Raw genomic sequence first — 22,454 nt, forward strand, 5'->3', positions numbered from 1 at the left:
AAGGTGGTTATTGCGGCGGGGCTCACCTCTTCCCATCCCGAACAGAGTAGTTAAGCCCGCCTGCGCAGATGGTACTGCAGTTATGTGGGAGAGTATGTCGTCGCCTTTCTTTAAAGACCCCGTTCTAACGAACGGGTTTTTTTATTCATACTTCTTCATTGTAAGTAAAGTATAATGGTACCTTAGCTCAGATGGTAGAGCAATGGACTGAAAATCCATGTGTCCCTGGTTCGATCCCTGGAGGTACCACATAATGCTCGGATGGTGAAATTGGTAGACACGCTGGACTTAAAATCCAGTGAACAGCAATGTTCGTGCGGGTTCAAGTCCCGCTCTGAGTACATTAAACTTCAGTTGGCTAACGCTGGCTGAAGTTTTTTTTATTTTACGATTACTATAAGAACTTTCTTTTTATTATAAAAGTAATCTGAATTTAAATTAGAGCATGCTTATGGACTTCATTTAAAGAATCCTTGTCATTATTTTAGACTGCACCCAAAAGTTTAGACGAATTTATAAATAATTTTGATAATAATGAGCTCGATATTGTATCGAGCTCATTCCTTTTAAATTTAGTTTGATTCTTTCGTTATTGTAGTATTTTATATATTCTTTAATTTCTGATTTCAAATGGTTTATATCCTTAAACTTCATGATATAAAAGAGTTCCGATTTTAATATTCCGAAGAAATTTTCTATAATTGCATTATCTAAGCAATTCCCTCTTCTTGACATGCTTTGCATGATTCCTTTCTCTTTGAGTAGTATTTGATATTGTTTCATTTGATATTGCCAGCCTTGATCGGAGTGTAATATTAAGTTGGGATTATCAGGTATTCGTTTAAAAGACTTTTTTAGCATATTGATTATTTGGTTAAAATTGGGTCTTTCAGATAATTCATAACTTATTATTTCTCCATTAAATAAATCAATAATAGGTGAGAGATACAATTTACTCCCAGAGACATTAAATTCAGTGACATCTGTTGCCCATTTCTGATTGGGTTTTGCTGTCTTAAAATTACGCTGTAATATATTTGGGGCGATTTTTCCTTGTTCGCCTTTATATGATTTATATTTTTTAATCCGTATTAGACTTTTTAATCCTAAAATTTTCATTAATCGAAACACTGTTTTGTGATTAATTATAATTCCTTTTTGTCTGATTATCAAAGTAATTCGGCGATAGCCAAATCTGCCTTTATGATGATTATAAATCTGTTTAATCAAATCTTTAATATCCTTGTATTTATCAACTACTTGACTTCTTTTTTCATAGTAATAATAACTACTTCTGACCATTTTCATACAATTGAGCAACAACTCTAAATCATACTTATGCCTTAATTCCATTATGGTTTGAGCCTTTTGTTTTGATTGGCTTGTTCGGCTTGAACTAAGGCATTGAACTTTTTTAGTATTTCGTTCTCTGCCCGCAAATACTCCAGCTCCTTTAAAAGTTCTTCTTCTCTGGTTAGAGGTTTGTCTGTTTTTCTCTGTTTTCTTTTAAAATTCATAGATCTTGGTCTGCCTTTGGGTTTAAGTTCTAAACCTGATAAACCTTCTTCTATATACTTCCTTCGCCAACTTATTATTGTTGAATTTGTTGGAATATTGAATTTTAAACAGGCTTCATTCAAAGATAACGAGTTCTTCTGAATAGTTTGCAGTACTTTCAACTTAAAGTTTACACTATACTTTTGGTTCTTTTTCCTAGGTAGAAGACCTTCGTTTCCAAATTTAATATAGACACTGATCCAGCGATTAAGACCCGTGGGATCTAAACCATTTTGAATAGAAACAGAATTAATTGATTGATGCTTTTTTAAAACTTCTTCTACACAGCGAAGTTTAAATTCATAATTGTACTTGACTTTTCTTTCCATAAAAATGCCCCCAAATAGTGTCTAACTTTTTGGGGGCAGTTCATTTGGCAAGGATTTTTGTATTATAACTCTATAGAGTGATATTTTATGAATGTATAATTGGATATGAAAATTATTATTAGGGATTGATATCTTTGTGAAAATTATGGTTATTCAAAGCATCAGAATTTAGAATTTTATTTTTGAGAATGATATGTAATAAGTATTTAGACTGCTTATTGCAAATAATTCCTCGTATAAATATTTGTTAGAAAGATATTTTTTGCGTGAGGGATAGCAGTGAAAAGCCCACAGTCCCGTTGAGTCTCAAATTCAACGGGACGAGGACTTGAAACGGATAGCCCGACCTGACTTTTTTCGGGAAGGTCACGCCCTGAAACATCTTCTGGATGAACCCAAGTACTATTGATAATGCTCTTTATAATACTTACATATCGAATTAATCGGACATTCTGTACATTTGGGTTGTGGGCGGCAAATTTCTCTCCCCAGGAATGAAATTGCCATTCCAATTTCGCCCCAGATTTCATTTGGGAGCACTTGCATGAGTTGTTTTTCGGCTTTAATTCCGTCTTTTGTTTCTGTGATTATTCCAATTCTGGGCGCTACGCGAATAACATGCAAATCGGCTATAATTCCTTCTGCGGGAACTTTTGCTTCGCGCATGATCACATTCGATGATTTTCGTCCGATGCCTTTCAGGGCGACTAAATCTTCCATAGTAAGCGGAATATTTTTGTCTTTTTTAACGATTTGAGCAATTTCCAGTAACCATTTGGCTTTATTTCCAAAATTCCTGACATTGGAGATATAGGGAATTAATGCATCGAAATTTGATACCGCCAAACTTTCCATATTGGGATAAGCTTCAAATAAAGTAGTAGCTATTTTATTTATATGGGCATCGGAGTCTTGTGCTGATAATACCACCACCACCAAAAGTTGGTATAAATTGTGATGGTCTAACGGATGTTTTCTTCCTTTGTATTTTGTTAGAATAGGCTCTAATTTTTTAGCCCAATCAGTTGAGTTTCCAAATAAGTCCATAGCATTATTCTTTAAAGTCCACTGATAAGGAATTTACACAATACCGTTGTCCTGTTTTAGTAGGTCCGTCATCAAATACATGCCCGAGGTGACTGCCACAATTAGCACAAAGGATTTCCGTACGTTTCATGCCGTGCGTAACATCTGAAATATATTCTACTTTTCCAGGAATGGATTCGTCAAAAGACGGCCAACCACAATGCGCATCAAACTTAGAATTACTTTCGAATAAAGGTTCTCCGCAAGCACCACAACAATAAGTTCCTTTTTCGTAATGCAAGTTGTAAGTTCCTGCATGTGGGTATTCAGTTCCTTTTAGTCGAAGAATTCGGTAGCGTTCCTCTCCTAATTGTTTTTTCCATTCTTGTTCGGTTTTTTCTACAGGATATTCCATGATTTATTAATTTTATTGAAAAATTATTATTCTTTATTTTTTATCTCTTGCGGATAAGATTATAAAAGTTTTTTTTATATTATTGTAAATCAGTTATTTATTCTGAATAAATTGAACTGTTCTTTCAATTACTTTAGAGTTACCTAGAATTTTTCTATGTCCTAATCCGTCAGTTAATAATAATTTCCCATTTTTTAAGTATTTATGAATGTGAATTCCCGCCTTTACAGGAACTTCAGGGTCATTGTTATCATGTATTACTAAAACTGGAATAGTAGTTTCTTTGGCTGCTAGAAAAGCAGAATAACTATTCATTTTTTCTCCGTATTTTTTTTCGAAATGCAAACGTAAAAGAGTACTTATAGTTGGTTTCAATTCTAATTTTGCTACAAAATCATCCATAATATCTGCTACAATGTCTCCACTGCCAATAACTACGGCATGATTTACTTTTAATCCTTTTTTTATCGCATTCAAAACGGACATTCCTCCTAATGAATGTCCAATTGCTGCTTCAAATGGTCCAAATTGCTTATCTATTTCTAAAATTGTAGCGATAAAGTCAACCATTATAGTAGTTTTTCCGGGTGATTTCCCATGAGCTGGCGCATCAAAACTAATAGTGGAATATCCTGCTTTTAGGAGTTCATCGGCTAGTTTGAATAATTGTGTTCCGCGTCCTGACCAACCGTGAACCAATAAAATTTTCTTCTCACTTTTTCCATACTGATACAAAACAACCTCTTTATCAATTGCTGGAATAATAATCAATTTTTGAATGCTTTTATGGTCCATTTCTAATTCTCTTTTTGGAATTTTATGTTTTATGGGGGTCGTAAATAGTTTGGCAGTAAATAATGTAATTAATTTTGGCGAAATAAAAGAGATTAATTTACTGGTTAGTAAGATAATCTTAGGAATTTTCAATGATTGTATATGAATAGAAGTTTTTTTTGTCATTTCAATAAATTTTCATGCGAGTTATTATGTTATGGTTTTTTTACTAAATTTAGAAAAACATAAAAGTAATATTTTTTATAAAGGTTTTATAGGTATTAACATAAAAGACGGAAATAATAAATATTTAGAATTGTTAAAAAAAATAGTTGAATAGCATTAGAATTAACTGAAAAACAACAAAATTTCATAAATGGAAATATTTCATATCAGTGCAGAGTGTTACCCAGTAGCAAAAGTTGGCGGTTTAGCCGATGTTGTAGGGGCATTGCCAAAATATCAAAATAATGTCGGGCATCTTGTAAGGGTTGTAATCCCTTGTTATGATTCAAAGTTCAGAAACGAGAATGATTTTGAATGTGTACATTGGAGTCATGTGAAATTGGGAAATTTTAATTTTCCGTTTAGCGTTCTCAAAGAAAAAACCGATAAATTAGGATTTGAATTGTATTTAGTAGAAATTCCAGAATTATTCGATAGAAAAGAAGTCTATGGCTATGAGGATGATATTGAACGATTTTTATCATTTCAAATTGCGACTTTGGATTGGATAATTGGAAGAGAAGATGTTCCGGACGTAATCAATTGCCATGATCATCATACTGGTTTGGTTCCTTTTATGATGTTGTATTGTAATAAATATGAAAAATTGAGAAATACGCCATCTATGATTACTATTCATAATGGTTTGTATCAGGGACAGTTTGGTTTTGATAAGTTACATTATATACCGGAGTTTGATTTGGCTCATGTGAATGTTTTGGAATGGGACAAGTGTATTAATTCACTCGCCGTAGGAATTAAGTGTGCTTGGGCGGTGACGACGGTTTCTCCAAATTATTTAAATGAAATCAATTATTCGGCTAATGGATTAGAATCTTTGTTTAATCTGGTGCGTTATAAATCCAGAGGAATTTTGAATGGAATTGATATTGAAGTTTGGGATCCGGATAAAGACGCGATGCTGGAAAAAAATTATTCGATTAAAAATTTCGAAAAAGGAAAACAAGAAAATAAAGAAAAGTTATGTAACCTGTTTAATCTAGACCCAACAAAGCCACTTTTTAGTTTTATTGGTAGGTTATTAGAAGAAAAAGGAGGCGATTTATTACCGCATGCTGCAGCGTTAGCTTTATCTGAAAATTATCAACAAATTAATATTCTAATTTTAGGTTCAGGAAATCCAGCTATTGAAAATCAACTGAATAGCTTACTAGCAGACTATAAAGGGAATTATAATACTTTCATTGGATATAATGAAGAATTAGCTCATTTGATTTATGCGGGTTCTGATTTTTTATTAATGCCTTCAAGAGTGGAACCTTGTGGTTTGAACCAAATGTATTCATTACGTTATGGAACAATTCCTATTGTCAGAAGAACAGGAGGATTGAAAGATACCGTTATTGATTTTGGAGATGATGGCAATGGAATTTGTCATGATCAGGCAACAGTGGGAGATGTTTGTTATTCGATTCAAAGGGCAGTGGATTTATATGACGATAAAAAACATTTAAATAAAATCAGAAAAATAGGAATGAGCACAGATCATTCCTGGGAAAGAGTCTGTCAGGAATATATAGAAATGTACAATTTAATAATTAAGAAGAAATGAAAGCTAAAAAGAAAAATGTTATTGCAATTATTTTAGGTGGAGGACAAGGATCCAGATTATACCCATTGACAGAAACAAGATCTAAACCAGCTGTGCCGATAGGAGGTAAATATAGATTGGTCGATATTCCTATTTCAAATTGTATGAATTCAGATATTTACAGAATGTTTGTTTTGACGCAATTCAACTCGGCTTCTTTAAATGCACACATTAAAAATACGTATAACTTTAGTATTTTTAGTCATGCCTTTGTTGATATTCTTGCAGCGGAACAAACTCCTGATAATCCAACTTGGTTTCAAGGTACGGCTGATGCTGTAAGACAGTGCATGCCTCATTTCTTAAATCATGACTTTGATTACGCTTTGATTCTTTCCGGAGATCAGTTGTATCAGATGGATTTTAACGATATGTTAGAGGAGCATATTAAAAGAGAAGCCGATATTACGATTGCTACTTTGCCTGTAAATGCAAAAGATGCACCTGAATTTGGAATATTAAAAACAAACTCTGAAAGTTGTATTGAATCTTTCATTGAGAAACCTGCAAAAGAATTGTTGCCAGATTGGGAATCAGATGTGAGCGAGCAAATGAAGAGTGAAGGCAAGCATTATTTGGCTTCGATGGGAATCTACATATTCAACAAAAAACTGTTGGTAGATATAATGTCCAATAAGGAAACCAAAGATTTTGGTAAAGAAATTATTCCACAAGCTGTAGGGCATAAAAAGATATTAAGTTACCAATATGAAGGATATTGGACTGATATTGGTAATATTGATTCCTTTTTTGAAGCTAATATTGGACTAACGGAAGATTTACCGAAGTTTAATTTATTTGATAACGATAATAAAATATATACTAGACCAAGGTTATTACCACCATCAAAATTTCAAAAAACAACCATTGATAAATCTTTAATTTCCGAAGGTTGTATTTTGAATGCCAAAGAGATAAACCATTCCGTGATTGGTATTCGATCCAGAATAGGTGAGGGGACCATAATTCAAAATTGTTATGTAATGGGTAATGATTTCTATCAGAATATTGATGATATGAATGAAGACATTAAAAATAATAAGCAATTGATAGGTATTGGGGAAAGATGTTTTATAAACAATGCTCTTGTAGATAAAAATTGCAGAATTGGTAATGATGTTTACATCAATGGAGGGAATCATCTAGAAGATTTTTCTAATGAATTATATGCTATTAAAGACGGAATTGTTGTTATTAAAAAAGGAGCAGTTATACCGGATAATTACATCATAAAGTAAATTTATAAACTGTTTTTTTCTTAAAAATAATATTCTATTCTTTTTCTAAAAATAGAATTATACAATTGTTATATGAGTAAAGTTATCTCACATTCCCTTTTTTCCGATTTTGATATCGATTTATTCAAATCAGGGAAACATTTCCGACTATACGAAAAACTAGGCGCACATCTTATAACGGTTGACGGAGTAGATGGTGTTTATTTTGCTGTTTGGGCTCCTACGGCTCATTCGGTATCGGTGGTTGGGGATTTCAATTTTTGGACACAAGGAGAGCATCTGTTGCAAGTACGTTGGGATTCTTCCGGTATTTGGGAAGGATTTATTCCAAATATCAAAAAGGGGACAACCTATAAATATAAAATACAATCCAATAATGGTGGAATTATAACAGAGAAAGCCGATCCGTTTGCTTTTTATTGTGAGAAACCGCCATATACGGCATCAGTAGTTTGGGATTTAGATTATAAATGGAAAGACAAAAACTGGATGGAAACGCGTCAAAATCATAATGGTTTAGACAAACCCTATTCTGTTTATGAAGTACATTTAGGCTCTTGGAAACGTCATGCAAAAGAAAATCGTTTTTTGACGTATCTAGAATTTGCAGAGGATTTAGTAAACTATGTAAAAGAAACAGGTTTTACTCACGTGGAGTTTATGCCTATCATGGAATATCCTTACGATCCTTCTTGGGGATATCAATTAGTCGGATATTTTGCGCCAACTTCCCGTTTTGGGAATCCGCAAGAATTCATGCATTTGGTGGATAAATTACATGAAGCTGGAATTGGAGTAATTCTTGACTGGGTCCCATCTCATTTTCCGGATGACGCCCATGGTTTAGGATTTTTTGACGGATCGAATCTTTTTGAACATCCTGATCGTAGAAAAGGCTATCATCCGGATTGGAAAAGTTTGGTTTTTAATTATGGACGAAATGAAGTTCGTTCCTTCTTAATCAGTAATGCGTTATTTTGGTTGCATCATTATCATGCTGATGCTTTGCGTGTTGATGCTGTTGCTTCGATGTTGTATTTAGATTATTCCAGAAATGATGGTGAATGGGAACCTAATATTTATGGAGGTCGAGAAAATCTGGATACGATTAGTTTCTTGAAGGAATTTAATGAAGCCGTTTATCTAAATTATGAAGGAGTTCAAACTATAGCAGAAGAAAGTACTTCGTTTCCAATGGTTTCCAGACCTACATCTGTTGGTGGTTTAGGCTTTGGTATGAAATGGATGATGGGCTGGATGCACGATACTTTGGAGTATTTTCAAAAAGATACCGTGTATAGAAAGTACCATCAAAATGATTTGACTTTTTCAATGACCTATACTTTCTCTGAAAATTTCATGTTGCCACTTTCGCATGACGAAGTAGTTTATGGAAAAAAATCAATTGCAGGAAGGATGCCAGGCGATGAATGGCAAAAATTCGCTAATTTGAGATTACTATACGGATATATGTTTATGCATCCCGGAACTAAATTGTTGTTTATGGGAAGTGAATTTGGACAAAGTAGTGAATGGAATTTTGAAGGAAGTTTAGATTGGCATTTGTTGCAATATCCCTATCATGAAGGCGTAAAAATATTGATTACAGATTTGAATAAATTGTACAAAACACAACCTGCATTGCATGAAAAACAATTCAGCCCTGAAGGTTTTGAATGGATTAATTATTCAGATCATCAAAATGCTGTGATGTCTTTCATCCGTAAAGGAAATGATCCAAAAAACGATGTAATTGTAGTTTGCAATTTTACTCAGGTAGTTCGTCCAAATTACCGTATTGGTTTACCAAAAAAAGGCAAATTAACAGAAATTTTTAATAGTGATGCTGCAAATTATGGAGGAAGTGGCGTTTTCAATCCTAAAAAAATAGCAATAGAAGCCTTGCCTTATGACGGAAGGGACTATTCAGCTGAATTGCTTTTACCTCCTTTAAGTGTTACTGTTTTAAAAATTTCATAAATAAATATTGTTTTATTATCAAATATGCATTGCTAATGATTTTCTTTAATTTATAGATAATTAGCAATGTAATTTTGATATTAGGATACGTTACAAACGATAACGTTTTCGCGAATAAACCTCAGATATATACCTGTTTACAAAGTATTTTTGTATGTTTGAGTTCCAAAAAAGATTAAAATTAATACCATAAAAGATGATTACAAATACAGAATTAGAATATAAAGGAGATTTATATCCCACAAAAATTGTTGCTTTTGAGCATGAAGTAGATTCGGTATGTTTTCATACAGATAATAGTGTTATTTTAAAAGTAACGGTATTAAGAGATAGTTTAATACGTTTCAGATTTACTACAAAAGGATATTTTAGTAACGATTTTTCCTACGCTATCGACAAAAGTCATTCTCATGGCTATAACTTTCTTGAGGTTTCTGAAGTAGAAGATTATTATCAGATAAAAACCAGTAAAGTACAATGCAGGATTCAAAAAGCAGATATGAGATTGTCTATTTTTGATTTGGATGAAAATGTTATTTTAGAAGATGAATTAGGTTTTCATTGGGAGGAAAGCTACGAATATGGGGGCAATATTGTGAAAATGAGCAAGGCTTCAAAAGAAGGTGAATGTTTTTATGGACTTGGAGATAAAGCAACCCAGTTAAATTTGAAAGGAAAAAGATTAGAGAATTTTGCTACGGATCAATATGCATTTCAAAAAGACCAAGAGCCGTTATACAAAGTTGTTCCTTTTTATATTGGATTGCAAAACAAACAATCTTACGGAATTTTCTTTGACAATACTTTCAGAACCTATTTTGATTTTTGTCATGAAAGAAGAAATGTAACCAGTTATTGGGCTGAAGGTGGAGAAATGAATTACTATTTCATTTATGGGCCACAAATGCAAGATGTAGTTACCACTTATACTGATTTGACAGGTAAACCAGAATTGCCACCACTTTGGGCATTGGGGTACCATCAATGTAAATGGAGTTATTATCCTGAAAGTAATTTAAAAGAAGTTGCTGCCAAATTTAGAGAATTGAGGATTCCATGTGATGCATTGTATTTGGATATTGATTATATGGAAGGTTTTAGATGTTTCACTTGGAACAAAGAATATTTTCCAGACCCAAAAAGAATGGTTGCTGAATTAGCCGAAGATGGTTTTAAAACCGTTGTAATCATTGATCCGGGAATAAAAATTGACAAGGAATACTCCGTATATAAAGAAGCATTAAAGAATGATTATTTCTGCAAAAGAGCCGATGGTCCTTATATGAAAGGAAAAGTATGGCCTGGAGAATGTAATTTTCCTGATTATACGAATCCAGCAGTACGAGAATGGTGGGCAGGATTATTTAAAGAATTGATTTCGGAAATTGGAGTAAAAGGAGTATGGAATGACATGAATGAACCTGCAGTTATGGAGGTTCCTAATAAAACATTTCCGATGGATGTAAGACATGATTATGATGGGAATCCATGTAGTCATAGAAAAGCACATAACATCTATGGAACGCAAATGGCAAGAGCAACGTATCATGGTGTAAAACGATTTGCTTATCCAAAAAGGCCTTTTGTTATCACGAGATCTGCTTATGCAGGGGCACAACGATACACCTCTTCTTGGACAGGTGATAATGTTGCTACATGGGAACATTTATGGATTGCCAATATTCAAGTGCAACGAATGTCTATTTCTGGAATGGGTTTCACAGGATCAGATATAGGAGGTTTTGCGGAACAACCTTCCGGGGAGTTGTATGCCCGTTGGATTCAATTAGGGGTCTTTCATCCTTTTTGCAGAACTCACTCCTCAGGTGATCACGGCGATCAGGAACCATGGGCTTTTGATGAAGAAGTGATTGATATCACCAGAAAATTTGTCAATTTGAGATATCAATTATTACCTTATTTATATACCATGTTTTGGCAATATATTGAGGAAGGAATTCCTATGTTGAAACCATTAGTTTATTATGATCAGGAGGATATTCAAACACATTACAGAAATGATGAGTTTGTTTTTGGAAACCAAATTTTAGTTTGCCCTATTTTAGAACCTAATTCTTTAGGTAGAAGAATGTATATTCCTCGTGGACAGTGGTATAATTATTGGACTAATGAAGAAGTTAAAGGAGGGAAAGAAATTTGGGTAGATTGTAAATTCGACCAAATTCCTCTCTTTGTAAAAGCAGGGGCAGTAATTCCAAAATATCCTGTTCAACAGTATGTTGGAGAACTGGAATTTGACGAATTAACATTAGATGTTTACTACAAAGAAGGAAAAGAAAAGTCAGTGGTTTATGAGGATGCTCAAGACGGATATGATTATAAAAAAGGAAGATATAGCTTTCAGTCATTTCAAACGATTGGTAAGGAAAAAGAGCTAATCATTCAGTTGCATAAAGAAGGAAAATACGACACCAATTATTCAAAGTATAAAATCAATCTAGTTGGATTGCCATTTAAAGTTAAGGAAATTGAAATTGACAATGAGATAGTTGTGTTTGATCAAAAAGCTTTCGAAAGTAAAGGTTATTTAGTTGTAGATAAGGAGTTTACGGAGTTACATGTAATAGGTGAATAACAAAAAGTTGATACATTTAAATTTAATTATGTAAATAAAAAATTCATAATAGTTGTATTTTTGTTTTAAACTAAATATAAAAATATATGAAAAAGAACTTATTACTAGGAATTTTTGCAATGGGATTATTGTACTCTTGTGCAACCAATCCTCTTACAGGAAAAAAAAGCTTAAATTTTGTTTCTAACAGTGAGTTGTTTCCATCGTCTTTTCAACAATATGGGACTTTTTTAAAGGAAAATAAAGTTATTGTAGGGACTGCTGATGCAAGAAGAGTAGAGACTGTTGGAGTGAGAATTAAAGCAGCCGCAGAAAAATATTTAACCTATTTAGGACAATCACAATATTTGAATGATTATCGTTGGGAATATAAATTAATTGACAGCAAAGAAGTTAATGCTTGGTGTATGCCTGGTGGAAAAATTGTTGTTTACTCAGGGATACTGCCAATAACAAAAGATGATGCAGGTTTAGCTACTGTAATGGGACACGAAGTTTCGCATGCATTGGCAAATCATGGTGCACAAAGAATGAGCGCAGCGCAATTGCAACAATTGGGAGCTGTAGGAGTTGCGGTTGCAACTGGTAGCCAAAGTGCCGAAAAACAACAAATGTGGCAACAATATTACGGATTAGGTTCACAAGTGGGCGTTATGCTTCCATTTAGTAGAAATCATGAAACTGAAGCTGATAAAATTGGACTTACGCTTATGGCAATTGCAGGATATAATGCAGATGATTCTGTAGTCTTTTGGCAAAGAATGGCTGCGCAATCTGCAGGACAATCGCCTCCAGAATTCTTAAGTACGCATCCATCTGATGCCACCAGAATTGCAAATTTAAAAGCATTGATACCAGAAGCTAAAGCATTAGCTGCTAAAGTTGGCGTTATTTACAGATAATGCTTAATATTTATAATGTTAACTAATTGTTACATTTAATAAAGATTTTAATAGGTTGCTCTCACAAGAGAGTAGCCTATTTTTTTTGTAATTTCATAACGTTGATTATTAATGATTAACGATTTTTTAAAGTCGAATTATTTACTTTTTGAATCATCTTAAACAAAAAATAAATAAATTCGCATCATAAAAAAAGAAACATGGCAGATTTACCAAAAGGGAGTGAAAAATTATTAAACGCTTGGGCTTTTTATGATTGGGCAAATTCAGTTTATACGCTTACCATAGCATCTGCAGTATTTCCAATTTTTTATGAAGCTTTGTTTTCTGAGCGAGATCATTACATTGATGTTTTTGGTTTGCATCTCAAAAATTCTGCATTAATTAGCTTTGTTACCGCCGTAGCATTTTTATTTGTAGCTTTTATGTCGCCTTTATTGTCTGGTATTGCAGATTATGTGGGGGATAAAAAAGCATTTATGAAATTCTTTTGCTATCTGGGAGCGTTGTCTTGTATGGGATTATATTGGTTCAATCTTGAAAATATATACATCGGATTGGTATTTTATTTTCTTGGATTGATTGGATATTGGGGAAGTTTAGTTTTTTATAATTCCTATTTACCAGACATTGCTTATGTAGAGCAACAAGATAAAATTAGCGCCAAAGGATATTCATTTGGATATATTGGAAGTGTTATTTTATTGATTATCAATTTAGCGATGATCATGAAACCAAAACTTTTTGGAATCACAGGAACAGATGGTGAAGCAGCCATGAAAGCCATGCGATATTCATTTGTTATGGTAGGAGTTTGGTGGATATTATTCAGTCAATATACCTATTGTTTTTTGCCAAAAGGAAATAAAAATGCCAATCGTAAAGTGACACATCATGTTGTCTTTAATGGTTTTAAAGAGTTAAAAAAAGTCTGGGTTTTATTGAAAGAAAACATTGCATTAAGACGATATTTAGGAAGTTTTTTTGTTTACAGTATGGCCGTACAAACGGTGATGCTAGTTGCCACTTATTTTGGAGCACAAGAAATTGCTTGGTCTTCTAAAGCTGAAAGCACAACAGGTTTAATTATTTGTATTTTAATAATACAACTAGTTGCTGTTGTTGGTGCCGTTCTAACTTCAAGAGCCTCTGAAAAATTTGGAAATATTCAAACTTTAATTGTAATAAATTGTATTTGGGTAGTATTTTGCGCACTTGCATTTTTTATTACTTTACCGATACATTTTTATGTTATGGCAGGGATCGCAGGACTTGTAATGGGTGGAATTCAGGCTTTATCACGCTCAACTTATTCTAAATTATTGCCTGAAACTGAGGATACCGCTTCATTTTTTAGTTTTTATGATGTTTCCGAAAAAATAGGAATAGTTATCGGGATGCTGGTTTATGGAATTATAGACCAAATTACAGGAAGTCCGCGGTTAGCAATTGTATTTCTTGGAGTGTTTTTTATTGTCGGAGTTCTATTACTCAGGAGAGTTCCCAAAAGAGATGTGTTAAATTAATAAAATACAAAATAGCTTTCTATTTTTTTATTTTTTACAATTATAGAAACTGGTATTTTCTTAATTATTAGTTAAAAATTTTTTCTTTATTTGTAAGAAGAAGTTATCGATTTTACTTTCACTTTGGCATAATGATTGACTCTTTTAGTGTCAAGCTAATTAATCATGTCATACATCGATTTTATTTAAATTACCGCTATGATAGTTTATATTTGCTTGGTAAATTAAATTTTTTAATGACAAAAAGACTTAAATTAATATATGTCAAATCATAAAATACTTACTATTGACAATCTGTCACTTCAGGAATTTGATTCGGAAGCAGATTTAATACCTCTATTGACTCCTGAAGACGAGGAGGAAATGAATAATGAAGCATTGCCAGACTCATTAGCTATTTTGCCGTTGCGCAACATGGTTTTATTTCCTGGTGTAGTGATACCAATTACTGCCGGACGTGATAAATCAATAAAATTAATTAATGACGCAAATGCAGTTGGCAAAATCATTGGTGTTGTAGCTCAAAAAAATGAGCAAGACGAAGATCCAACTCCCGAAGATATTCATAGTATAGGTACAGTAGCTCGAATTTTAAGGGTTTTAAAAATGCCTGATGGAAATATCACCGTTATACTTCAGGGGAAAAAGCGATTTGAAATTGATTCTGTAATTGCAGAAAGTCCTTATATAACAGCAAAAATTAAAGAAGTCCCAGAAAAAAGACCGAAAAAACATGATACAGAGTTTATCGCGATTCTTGATTCTATAAAAGAATTAGCGATTCAAATTATAAAAGAAAGTCCAAACATTCCCAGTGAGGCTACTTTTGCGATTAAAAATATTGAAAGCCAATCATTTTTAATCAATTTTGTTACGTCTAATATGAATTTAACGGTTAAAGAAAAACAAGACTTGCTTGCTATTAATGAGCTTAAATCAAGGGCTTTAGAAACTTTGCGTTATATGAATATTGAGTTGCAAAAACTCGAATTGAAAAATGATATTCAATCTAAAGTTCGTTTTGATTTAGACCAACAACAAAGAGAATATTTCCTTCACCAACAAATGAAAACGATCCAAGAAGAATTGGGAGGTGTTTCGCAGGAAGAGGAAATGGATGAAATGTTGCAAAAGTCTTTGACTAAGAAATGGGACGAGAAAACTAAAAAACATTTCGAAAAAGAATTGTCTAAGATGCGTCGCATGAATCCTCAAGCGCCAGATTTTGGTATTCAAAGAAATTATTTAGAGTTGTTTTTAGAATTGCCTTGGAACGAATATTCTAAAGATAATTTCGATTTAAAAAGAGCTCAAAAAATATTAGACAGAGATCATTTTGGTCTTGAAGATGTTAAGAAAAGAATGATTGAACATTTGGCAGTTTTAAAATTGCGAAATGATATGAAATCACCGATAATTTGTTTAACAGGACCTCCGGGAGTTGGAAAAACGTCTATTGGGCGATCTATTGCAGAAGCATTAGGTAGAAAATATGTTAGAATTTCATTAGGTGGTTTACGTGATGAAGCGGAAATTCGTGGACATAGAAAAACGTATATTGGTGCTATGCCGGGACGAATTATTCAAAGTTTGAAAAAAGCTGGGACCTCAAATCCTGTATTTGTTTTAGATGAAATCGATAAATTATCAAATAGTAATCAAGGTGATCCATCTTCTGCATTATTGGAAGTTTTAGATCCGGAACAAAATAATTCGTTTTATGATAATTTTCTGGAAATGGGTTATGACTTGTCGAAAGTGATGTTTATTGCCACTTCCAATAATATGGCTGCGATTCAACCTGCGTTGAAAGACAGAATGGAAATTATCAAAATGTCTGGTTACACAATTGAGGAAAAGGTAGAAATTGCGCGCCAGCATTTGTTTCCAAGACAATTGAAAGAACACGGTTTGACTACCAAGGATTTAACCATTGGAAAAAAACAATTAGAAAAAATTGTAGAAGGATATACGCGTGAATCTGGAGTTCGTGGTTTAGAAGCTAAGATTGCTCAAGTAATTCGTAATGCGGCCAAATCTGTTGCAATGGAAGAAGCGTATAACAAGAAAGTAACTGACGAAGATATTATAAAAACACTTGGGGTTCCTAGATTAGAAAGAGACAAATACGAGAACAATGATGTTGCCGGTGTGGTAACTGGTTTGGCTTGGACTTCTGTGGGTGGCGATATTCTTTTTATAGAATCTTTACTTTCTCCAGGAAAAGGAACGATGACCATTACTGGAAACTTAGGTACTGTAATGAAAGAATCTGCAACGATTGCTTTAGAATACATTAAGGCAAATGCGAAACTTTTGGGATTGGATTCAGAGATACTTTCTAAATATAATATCCACTTACACGTTCCGGAAGGAGCTACACCCAAAGATGGTCCTAGTGCAGGAATTGCAATGTTGACCTCATTAGTTTCGTTGTTTACGCAAAAACGAGTTAAGAAAAACATGGCCATGACAGGAGAAATCACCTTACGTGGAAAGGTTTTACCAGTAGGAGGAATCAAAGAAAAGATTCTGGCTGCTAAAAGAGCCAATATCAAAGAAATTATTCTGTGTCAGGAGAACAAAAGTGATATTGATGAAATAAAACCAGAATATCTTGAAGGGTTGACATTTCATTATGTTAAAGAAATGAGCGAAGTGCTTAAATATGCTTTGACAGATCAAAAAGTAAAAAATGCAAAAGATCTGAAATAACAGATAACAAGCAATAAGAAACGAATTCCAAATTCCAAAACCTGTTCTGCAGTGCTTGGGATTTGGAATTTTTATTTGTAATTACGAAATTTAAAGTTGCCATTTATTGTATTTATAATTTTATCTTCGCATTTGCGTTTTACCTTACATAAATCGCGATTTAAAGCATGTTAAAAAAACTTTTATCATACTCCTTAGTTTTTATTTGCGCTGTATCTTACAGTCAAATAGGAGGGAAGTACACCTATCAGTTTTTGAACTTAGTCACTTCACCAAGACAAGCCGCGTTGGGTGGAAAAGTAATCACGATTTATGATGATGATGTGAATCAGGTCAATTTTAATCCTGCAACATTAAATGCTGATATGGATAACCATCTGGCATTAAATTATGGAAGTTATTTCAAAGAAGTGACTTATGGAACGGCTTCTTATGCTTACACCTATGACCGCCATTTGCAAACTTTTCAGGCTGGTGTAAATTATGTGAACTATGGTAATTTTGAAGGCTATGACGAAAATGGTCAGCCAACTTCAGAATTCACCGGAAGCGAAATTGCCCTTTCTTTAGGTTATGCGTACAATATTCCTAACACCACTATTCATTTAGGTGCGAATGCTAAATTGATTTCTTCGACCTTAGAAAGTTATAGTTCTTTTGGCGGAGCGATTGACATAGGCGCTCTTTTTATAGACGAAAGAAACGATGTGAATTGGGGCTTGGCAATACGAAATATAGGAACTCAATTTACGACCTACAATGGAACAAACGAAAAACTACCCCTTGAAATTATAGCAGGAGTTTCACAAGAATTAGAAAATGTACCGATTCGTTGGCATCTAACACTGGAAAATTTGCAACAATGGAATATTGCTTTTTCTAATCCTGAAAGAGCCGAATTGTCAATTGATGGAAGTTCGACAGCCGAAAAAGTATCAGTTATAAATAATGCGTTGCGCCATGTAATTATGGGAGTAGAGCTTTTTCCTAAAAAATCGTTTAATATTCGATTGGGATATAATTTTCGAAGAGCAGAAGAATTAAGGCTTGAAGAACAACGCAATTTTTCGGGAGTCTCTTTAGGTTTTGGATTAAAAATGAATAAATTAAAATTCAATTATTCGTATTCCCGATATACCTTAGCGGGAAATACGAGCTTATTTGGTTTAACTATTAACTTACAATAATATTATTTTGGATAAAAAAATTACCATAGCAATTGACGGATTTTCATCCACAGGGAAAAGCACTTTAGCAAAACAACTTGCAAAGCACTTGGGTTATGTATATGTAGATACAGGAGCAATGTATCGCGCTGTTACATTTTTTGCGATGCAAAATGGATACATAAATATTGATTCTTTTGATAAAGAAATATTAATTAACAGTTTGCCAAGTATAAAATTGCAATTCAAATTCAATGCTGATTTGGGTTTTGCCGAAATGTATTTGAATGAAGTAAACGTTGAAACTGAAATCAGAACTATTGAAGTTTCTAATTTTGTGAGTAAAGTAGCTGAAGTCTCTGAAGTTCGTGCCAAATTAGTCGAGCAACAAAAAGAAATGGGAAAAGATAAAGCAATAGTAATGGACGGAAGAGATATTGGTACTGTAGTTTTCCCTTATGCCGAGCTTAAAATTTTCATGACAGCAAGTGCAACTACAAGAGCGCAAAGACGTTATGATGAATTGATTAAAAAAGGTGATACTGTTACATATGATGAAGTTTTAGCAAATGTAGAAGAACGAGATTATATTGATACTCACAGAAAGGATTCCCCTTTAGTTATGGCTGATGATGCCATAGAAATTGATAATTCGTATCTGACTCGAGAGGAACAATTTGAAGTTGTTTTGGATTTGGTAAATGAAATTATTAAAGCGTTGTAAACTTTTGTAGATATCTTTTTTAAGATTAGATTTACGCCTTGCTAATTTTTAAATTAAAAAAAACAATTCATTGTATGGGAATTAAAAACAGGTTGGTGATAATGAGTTTTCTTCAGTTTTTTGTTTGGGGAGCTTGGCTGATTACAATTGCAAATTACTGGTTTGGTACAAAAAATTGGGAAGGAACTCAGTTTGGGTTAGTTTTTGGAACTATGGGAATTGCTTCTTTATTTATGCCAACACTAACGGGAATTATCGCTGACAGATGGATAAATGCTGAAAAATTATATGGGACTCTTCATATTTTATATGCTGCAGTTTTATTCTATATTTCTCAAGTTACCACTCCCAATTCCTTTATATATATTATGCTTTTGGCGATGTGTTTTTATATGCCAACGATTGCTTTGAGTAACTCCATATCGTATAATGCACTCAAATTAAATAATAAAGATATTATTAAAAATTTCCCACCCATACGGGTTTGGGGAACTATAGGTTTTATAGTTGCGATGTGGATTACCAATTTAACTGGAAACAAAGCGACAGAATATCAGTTTTATATCGCAGGTTTAGCAGCAGTATTTCTAGGAATTTATTCCTTCACTTTACCAAAGTGTAAGCCGCAACGTTTGTCTAAAGAGAATGCATCCATTATGGAAACATTAGGTTTAGAATCGTTTAAATTATTTGCAGATTATAAAATGGCTTTGTTTTTTGTTTTCTCAATGTTTTTAGGAGGCGCTTTACAACTCACAAATGCGTACGGAGATGTTTTCTTGGATGAATTCAAACATTTTCCAAAATATGCAGATTCTTTCGTTGTGGAATATTCAACTATTATAATGTCAATTTCTCAAATTTCGGAGACATTATTTATTCTTGCGATTCCTTTTTTCCTAAGACGTTTTGGTATCAAACAAGTGATGTTAATTAGTATGCTTGCTTGGGTATTGCGTTTTGGACTATTTGCTTACGGAAATCCGACAAGTGGTTTGTGGATGATTATTATGTCTTGTGTGGTTTACGGAATGGCATTTGATTTCTTTAATATTTCAGGATCATTATTTGTTGAAACGAATACAGATCCTAAAAATCGTTCTTCAGCACAAGGTTTGTTTATGATGATGACCAATGGTTTTGGAGCAGTTTTGGGAAGTTTTACTTCGGGATGGGCTATTGATAAATACTTTACAAAATCATTTAGTAACACTACTGATTTGGCTGGTTTTCTTGAAACAGAAACGACTAATCCAAAAATGTTGGAATTTGTTACAGGTCAAGGGAATTCAATTACAGCCGATGGATTGTTTAGTAAAGTCATTTTTATGAAAGACTGGCATACAATTTGGATGGCTTTTGCAATTTACGCGTTGATAATTGCGGTTGCATTTGCAGTTTTGTTCAAGCACAAACACAATCCTATGGATGTTGAAAACGTAAGTCATTAAAATAGGATTTAAATAAATACATCCCGATATTTTCTGAGATATCGGGTTTTTTTTTGCTTAAAATCACCATAAAACCTATATAGCCCCGATGGATCCCGAAGCTTCGGGAGATATCCTCGCAGCGTAGCGGAGAGATAAAGGCGAGAGCGGGAACTTTGCCTGCAAAAAAGCCAATTAATTCGCTCCTGATTCTCAATCGATTATCTTGTCTGTAAAATTTTGCAGTTTAAGATAAATGTGTTACTTTTGCAGTCCTTTTGGTGAATAAGAGTTTCCTTTAGGGTTCAACTAATTATACAAACAACTTCTGTTGTTTTCTAGCACATTAAGAAACTCGAGAGAATACAGAATACAAATTTTTAATCAGCATGTCTGAACAAGTAAAATCACAAGAAGAGTTTTTAGCAAATTTTAACTGGCACAATTTCGAAGAAGGTATTGATGCAGTTGATGAGAAAAACTTATTAGAATTCGAAGAACTAGTTTCAAAAACATTTATCGCTACTGATCAAGAAGAAGTTGTAGATGGTGTAGTTGTTAGAATTACAGATAGAGACGTTATCGTTGATATCAACGCAAAATCGGAAGGTGTTATTTCATTGAACGAATTCCGTTACAACCCAGCCTTAAAAGTAGGTGATACTGTTGAAGTATTAATTGACATCCGTGAGGATAAAACAGGTCAATTGGTGTTATCTCACAGAAAAGCACGTACTATCAAATCATGGGATAGAGTTATTTCGGCTAACGAAACAGGAGAAATCGTTAATGGTTTTGTAAAATGCAGAACTAAAGGTGGTATGATCGTTGACGTTTTCGGAATTGAAGCTTTCTTACCAGGATCTCAAATTGATGTTAAACCAATTAGAGACTACGATGTATATGTAAACAAAATGATGGAATTCAAAGTGGTAAAAATTAACCACGAATTCAAAAATGTTGTTGTTTCTCATAAAGCGCTTATTGAAGCGGATATTGAAATCCAGAAAAAAGAAATCATCGGTCAATTACAAAAAGGACAAGTATTAGAAGGTGTTGTTAAAAACATTACTTCTTATGGTGTGTTTATTGACTTAGGTGGTGTTGATGGATTAATTCACATTACTGACCTTTCTTGGAGTAGAATTAACCACCCAAGTGAAGTTCTTGAATTAGATCAAAAATTAAACGTTGTAATCCTTGATTTCGATGACGAAAAAACAAGAATACAATTAGGATTGAAACAATTAAATGCTCACCCATGGGACGCTTTAGATGCTAACTTAAAAATTGGTGATAAAGTAAAAGGTAAAGTAGTTGTAATCGCTGATTACGGTGCATTTATTGAAGTTGCCGAAGGTGTTGAAGGTTTAATCCACGTTTCTGAAATGTCTTGGTCTACTCATTTACGTTCTGCTCAAGATTTCGTAAAAGTAGGTGATGTTGTTGAAGCAGTTATCTTAACATTAGACAGAGATGACCGTAAAATGTCATTAGGTATCAAACAATTGTCTCAAGATCCTTGGACTGATATCACTGCTAAATACCCAGTAGGTTCTAAACATACAGGTATCGTTAGAAACTTTACAAACTTTGGAATTTTCGTAGAATTAGAAGAAGGAATTGATGGATTAATTTACATCTCTGACTTATCTTGGACTAAGAAAATCAAACATCCGTCTGAATTTGTAAACGTTGGTGAAAAACTTGACGTTGTAGTATTAGAATTAGATGTTGAAGGACGTAAATTATCTTTAGGTCACAAACAAACTACTGCTAATCCTTGGGATCAATATGAAGATTCTTTCGCAGTTGGAACTATCCACACAGGTGAAATTTCTGAAATCGTTGACAAAGGAGCTACTGTAGAATTCGGAGATGATATCGTTGCTTTCATTCCTACTCGTCACCTTGAAAAAGAAGACGGAAAGAAATTGAAAAAAGGTGATTCAGCTGATTTCAAAGTAATCGAATTCAATAAAGAATTCAAAAGAGTAGTTGCTTCTCACACTGCTATCTTCCGTGAAGAAGAAGAGAAAAATGTGAAAACAGCTACTGAAAATACTTCATCAGCTTCAACATCTACAAATGCACCAGCTGCAACTTTAGGTGATAATAATGATGTATTAGCAGCATTGAAAGCTAAAATGGAAAAGTCAGAGAAAAAATAATTTCTTGAAACTTTTTGAATATAGAAAGCCCCGCAAATTGCGGGGCTTTTTTTGTGCTTACTTTTTTA

Annotated in this window: 16 protein-coding genes, 2 tRNA genes and 1 rRNA gene; 14 read left to right on the forward strand and 5 right to left on the reverse strand. The window is 33.4% G+C overall.

Annotated elements, in window-relative coordinates; genetic code table 11:
* From rrf to ACM55F_RS14650, 3 genes are all read left to right on the forward strand, one after another.
* Positions 1-109: ribosomal RNA gene (rrf, locus tag ACM55F_RS14640) — 5S ribosomal RNA — on the forward strand.
* 67 nt (positions 110-176) lie between these two features.
* Positions 177-249 (forward strand) — tRNA-Phe (locus ACM55F_RS14645).
* 6 nt (positions 250-255) lie between these two features.
* A tRNA-Leu gene (locus tag ACM55F_RS14650) sits at positions 256-341 on the forward strand.
* Positions 342-513: 172 nt separating this feature from the next.
* Here ACM55F_RS14650 and ACM55F_RS14655 read toward each other — a convergent pair.
* From ACM55F_RS14655 to ACM55F_RS14675, 5 genes are all read right to left on the reverse strand, one after another.
* On the reverse strand, positions 514-1,356 hold the full coding sequence (locus tag ACM55F_RS14655) for an IS3 family transposase (protein WP_416854671.1): 843 nt from the start codon (positions 1,354-1,356) through the stop codon (positions 514-516).
* Positions 1,353-1,886, reverse strand: a complete 534-nt coding sequence (locus tag ACM55F_RS14660; protein ID WP_416854563.1) for a transposase — start codon at positions 1,884-1,886, stop codon at positions 1,353-1,355. Before ACM55F_RS14660 ends, ACM55F_RS14655 begins: the two co-directional genes overlap by 4 nt.
* 402 nt (positions 1,887-2,288) lie before the next feature.
* A complete protein-coding gene (locus ACM55F_RS14665; protein WP_416854564.1) occupies positions 2,289-2,933 on the reverse strand; it encodes an endonuclease III domain-containing protein in 645 nt (214 codons plus the stop codon).
* Between the two features lie 4 nt (positions 2,934-2,937).
* Complete coding sequence (gene msrB / locus ACM55F_RS14670; protein WP_416854565.1) at positions 2,938-3,327, reverse strand: peptide-methionine (R)-S-oxide reductase MsrB; 390 nt, start codon at positions 3,325-3,327, stop codon at positions 2,938-2,940.
* A gap of 93 nt (positions 3,328-3,420) precedes the next feature.
* Positions 3,421-4,287 carry an alpha/beta hydrolase gene (locus ACM55F_RS14675; RefSeq protein WP_416854567.1) on the reverse strand — a complete coding sequence of 289 codons (867 nt, stop codon included), beginning with the start codon at positions 4,285-4,287 and terminating at the stop codon, positions 3,421-3,423.
* 190 nt (positions 4,288-4,477) lie between these two features.
* Between ACM55F_RS14675 and ACM55F_RS14680 the strand changes: the two genes are divergently transcribed.
* The 11 genes from ACM55F_RS14680 (at position 4,478) to rpsA (ending at position 22,386) form a co-directional block, all read left to right on the forward strand.
* Positions 4,478-5,899, forward strand: a complete 1,422-nt coding sequence (locus tag ACM55F_RS14680; protein WP_416854568.1) for a glycogen synthase — start codon at positions 4,478-4,480, stop codon at positions 5,897-5,899.
* Complete coding sequence (locus ACM55F_RS14685; RefSeq protein WP_416854569.1) at positions 5,896-7,176, forward strand: glucose-1-phosphate adenylyltransferase; 1,281 nt, start codon at positions 5,896-5,898, stop codon at positions 7,174-7,176. The genes ACM55F_RS14680 and ACM55F_RS14685 overlap by 4 nt, the downstream gene beginning before the upstream one ends.
* Before the next feature lie 72 nt (positions 7,177-7,248).
* A complete protein-coding gene (gene glgB / locus ACM55F_RS14690) occupies positions 7,249-9,156 on the forward strand; it encodes a 1,4-alpha-glucan branching protein GlgB (RefSeq protein WP_416854570.1) in 1,908 nt (635 codons plus the stop codon).
* 196 nt (positions 9,157-9,352) lie between these two features.
* Positions 9,353-11,752, forward strand: coding sequence for a glycoside hydrolase family 31 protein (locus ACM55F_RS14695; protein ID WP_416854571.1), 2,400 nt, complete (start codon positions 9,353-9,355; stop codon positions 11,750-11,752).
* A gap of 86 nt (positions 11,753-11,838) precedes the next feature.
* On the forward strand, positions 11,839-12,654 hold the full coding sequence (locus ACM55F_RS14700; protein ID WP_416854572.1) for a M48 family metallopeptidase: 816 nt from the start codon (positions 11,839-11,841) through the stop codon (positions 12,652-12,654).
* A 200-nt stretch (positions 12,655-12,854) separates the two neighbouring features.
* Positions 12,855-14,180, forward strand: a complete 1,326-nt coding sequence (locus tag ACM55F_RS14705; RefSeq protein ID WP_416854573.1) for an MFS transporter — start codon at positions 12,855-12,857, stop codon at positions 14,178-14,180.
* Between the two features lie 261 nt (positions 14,181-14,441).
* Positions 14,442-16,895 carry an endopeptidase La gene (gene lon / locus ACM55F_RS14710; RefSeq protein WP_416854574.1) on the forward strand — a complete coding sequence of 818 codons (2,454 nt, stop codon included), beginning with the start codon at positions 14,442-14,444 and terminating at the stop codon, positions 16,893-16,895.
* Between the two features lie 167 nt (positions 16,896-17,062).
* Complete coding sequence (porQ, locus tag ACM55F_RS14715; protein ID WP_416854575.1) at positions 17,063-18,082, forward strand: type IX secretion system protein PorQ; 1,020 nt, start codon at positions 17,063-17,065, stop codon at positions 18,080-18,082.
* A gap of 7 nt (positions 18,083-18,089) precedes the next feature.
* A complete protein-coding gene (gene cmk / locus ACM55F_RS14720) occupies positions 18,090-18,785 on the forward strand; it encodes a (d)CMP kinase (RefSeq protein WP_416854576.1) in 696 nt (231 codons plus the stop codon).
* A gap of 74 nt (positions 18,786-18,859) precedes the next feature.
* Positions 18,860-20,236 carry a nucleoside permease gene (locus ACM55F_RS14725; protein WP_416854577.1) on the forward strand — a complete coding sequence of 459 codons (1,377 nt, stop codon included), beginning with the start codon at positions 18,860-18,862 and terminating at the stop codon, positions 20,234-20,236.
* 368 nt (positions 20,237-20,604) lie between these two features.
* Positions 20,605-22,386, forward strand: coding sequence for a 30S ribosomal protein S1 (gene rpsA, locus ACM55F_RS14730; protein WP_416854578.1), 1,782 nt, complete (start codon positions 20,605-20,607; stop codon positions 22,384-22,386).
* The last annotated feature ends 68 nt before the right edge of the window (positions 22,387-22,454 follow it).

Origin of the sequence: Flavobacterium melibiosi, assembly GCF_048158545.1 — a bacterium.
GTDB classification, from domain to species: domain Bacteria; phylum Bacteroidota; class Bacteroidia; order Flavobacteriales; family Flavobacteriaceae; genus Flavobacterium; species Flavobacterium melibiosi.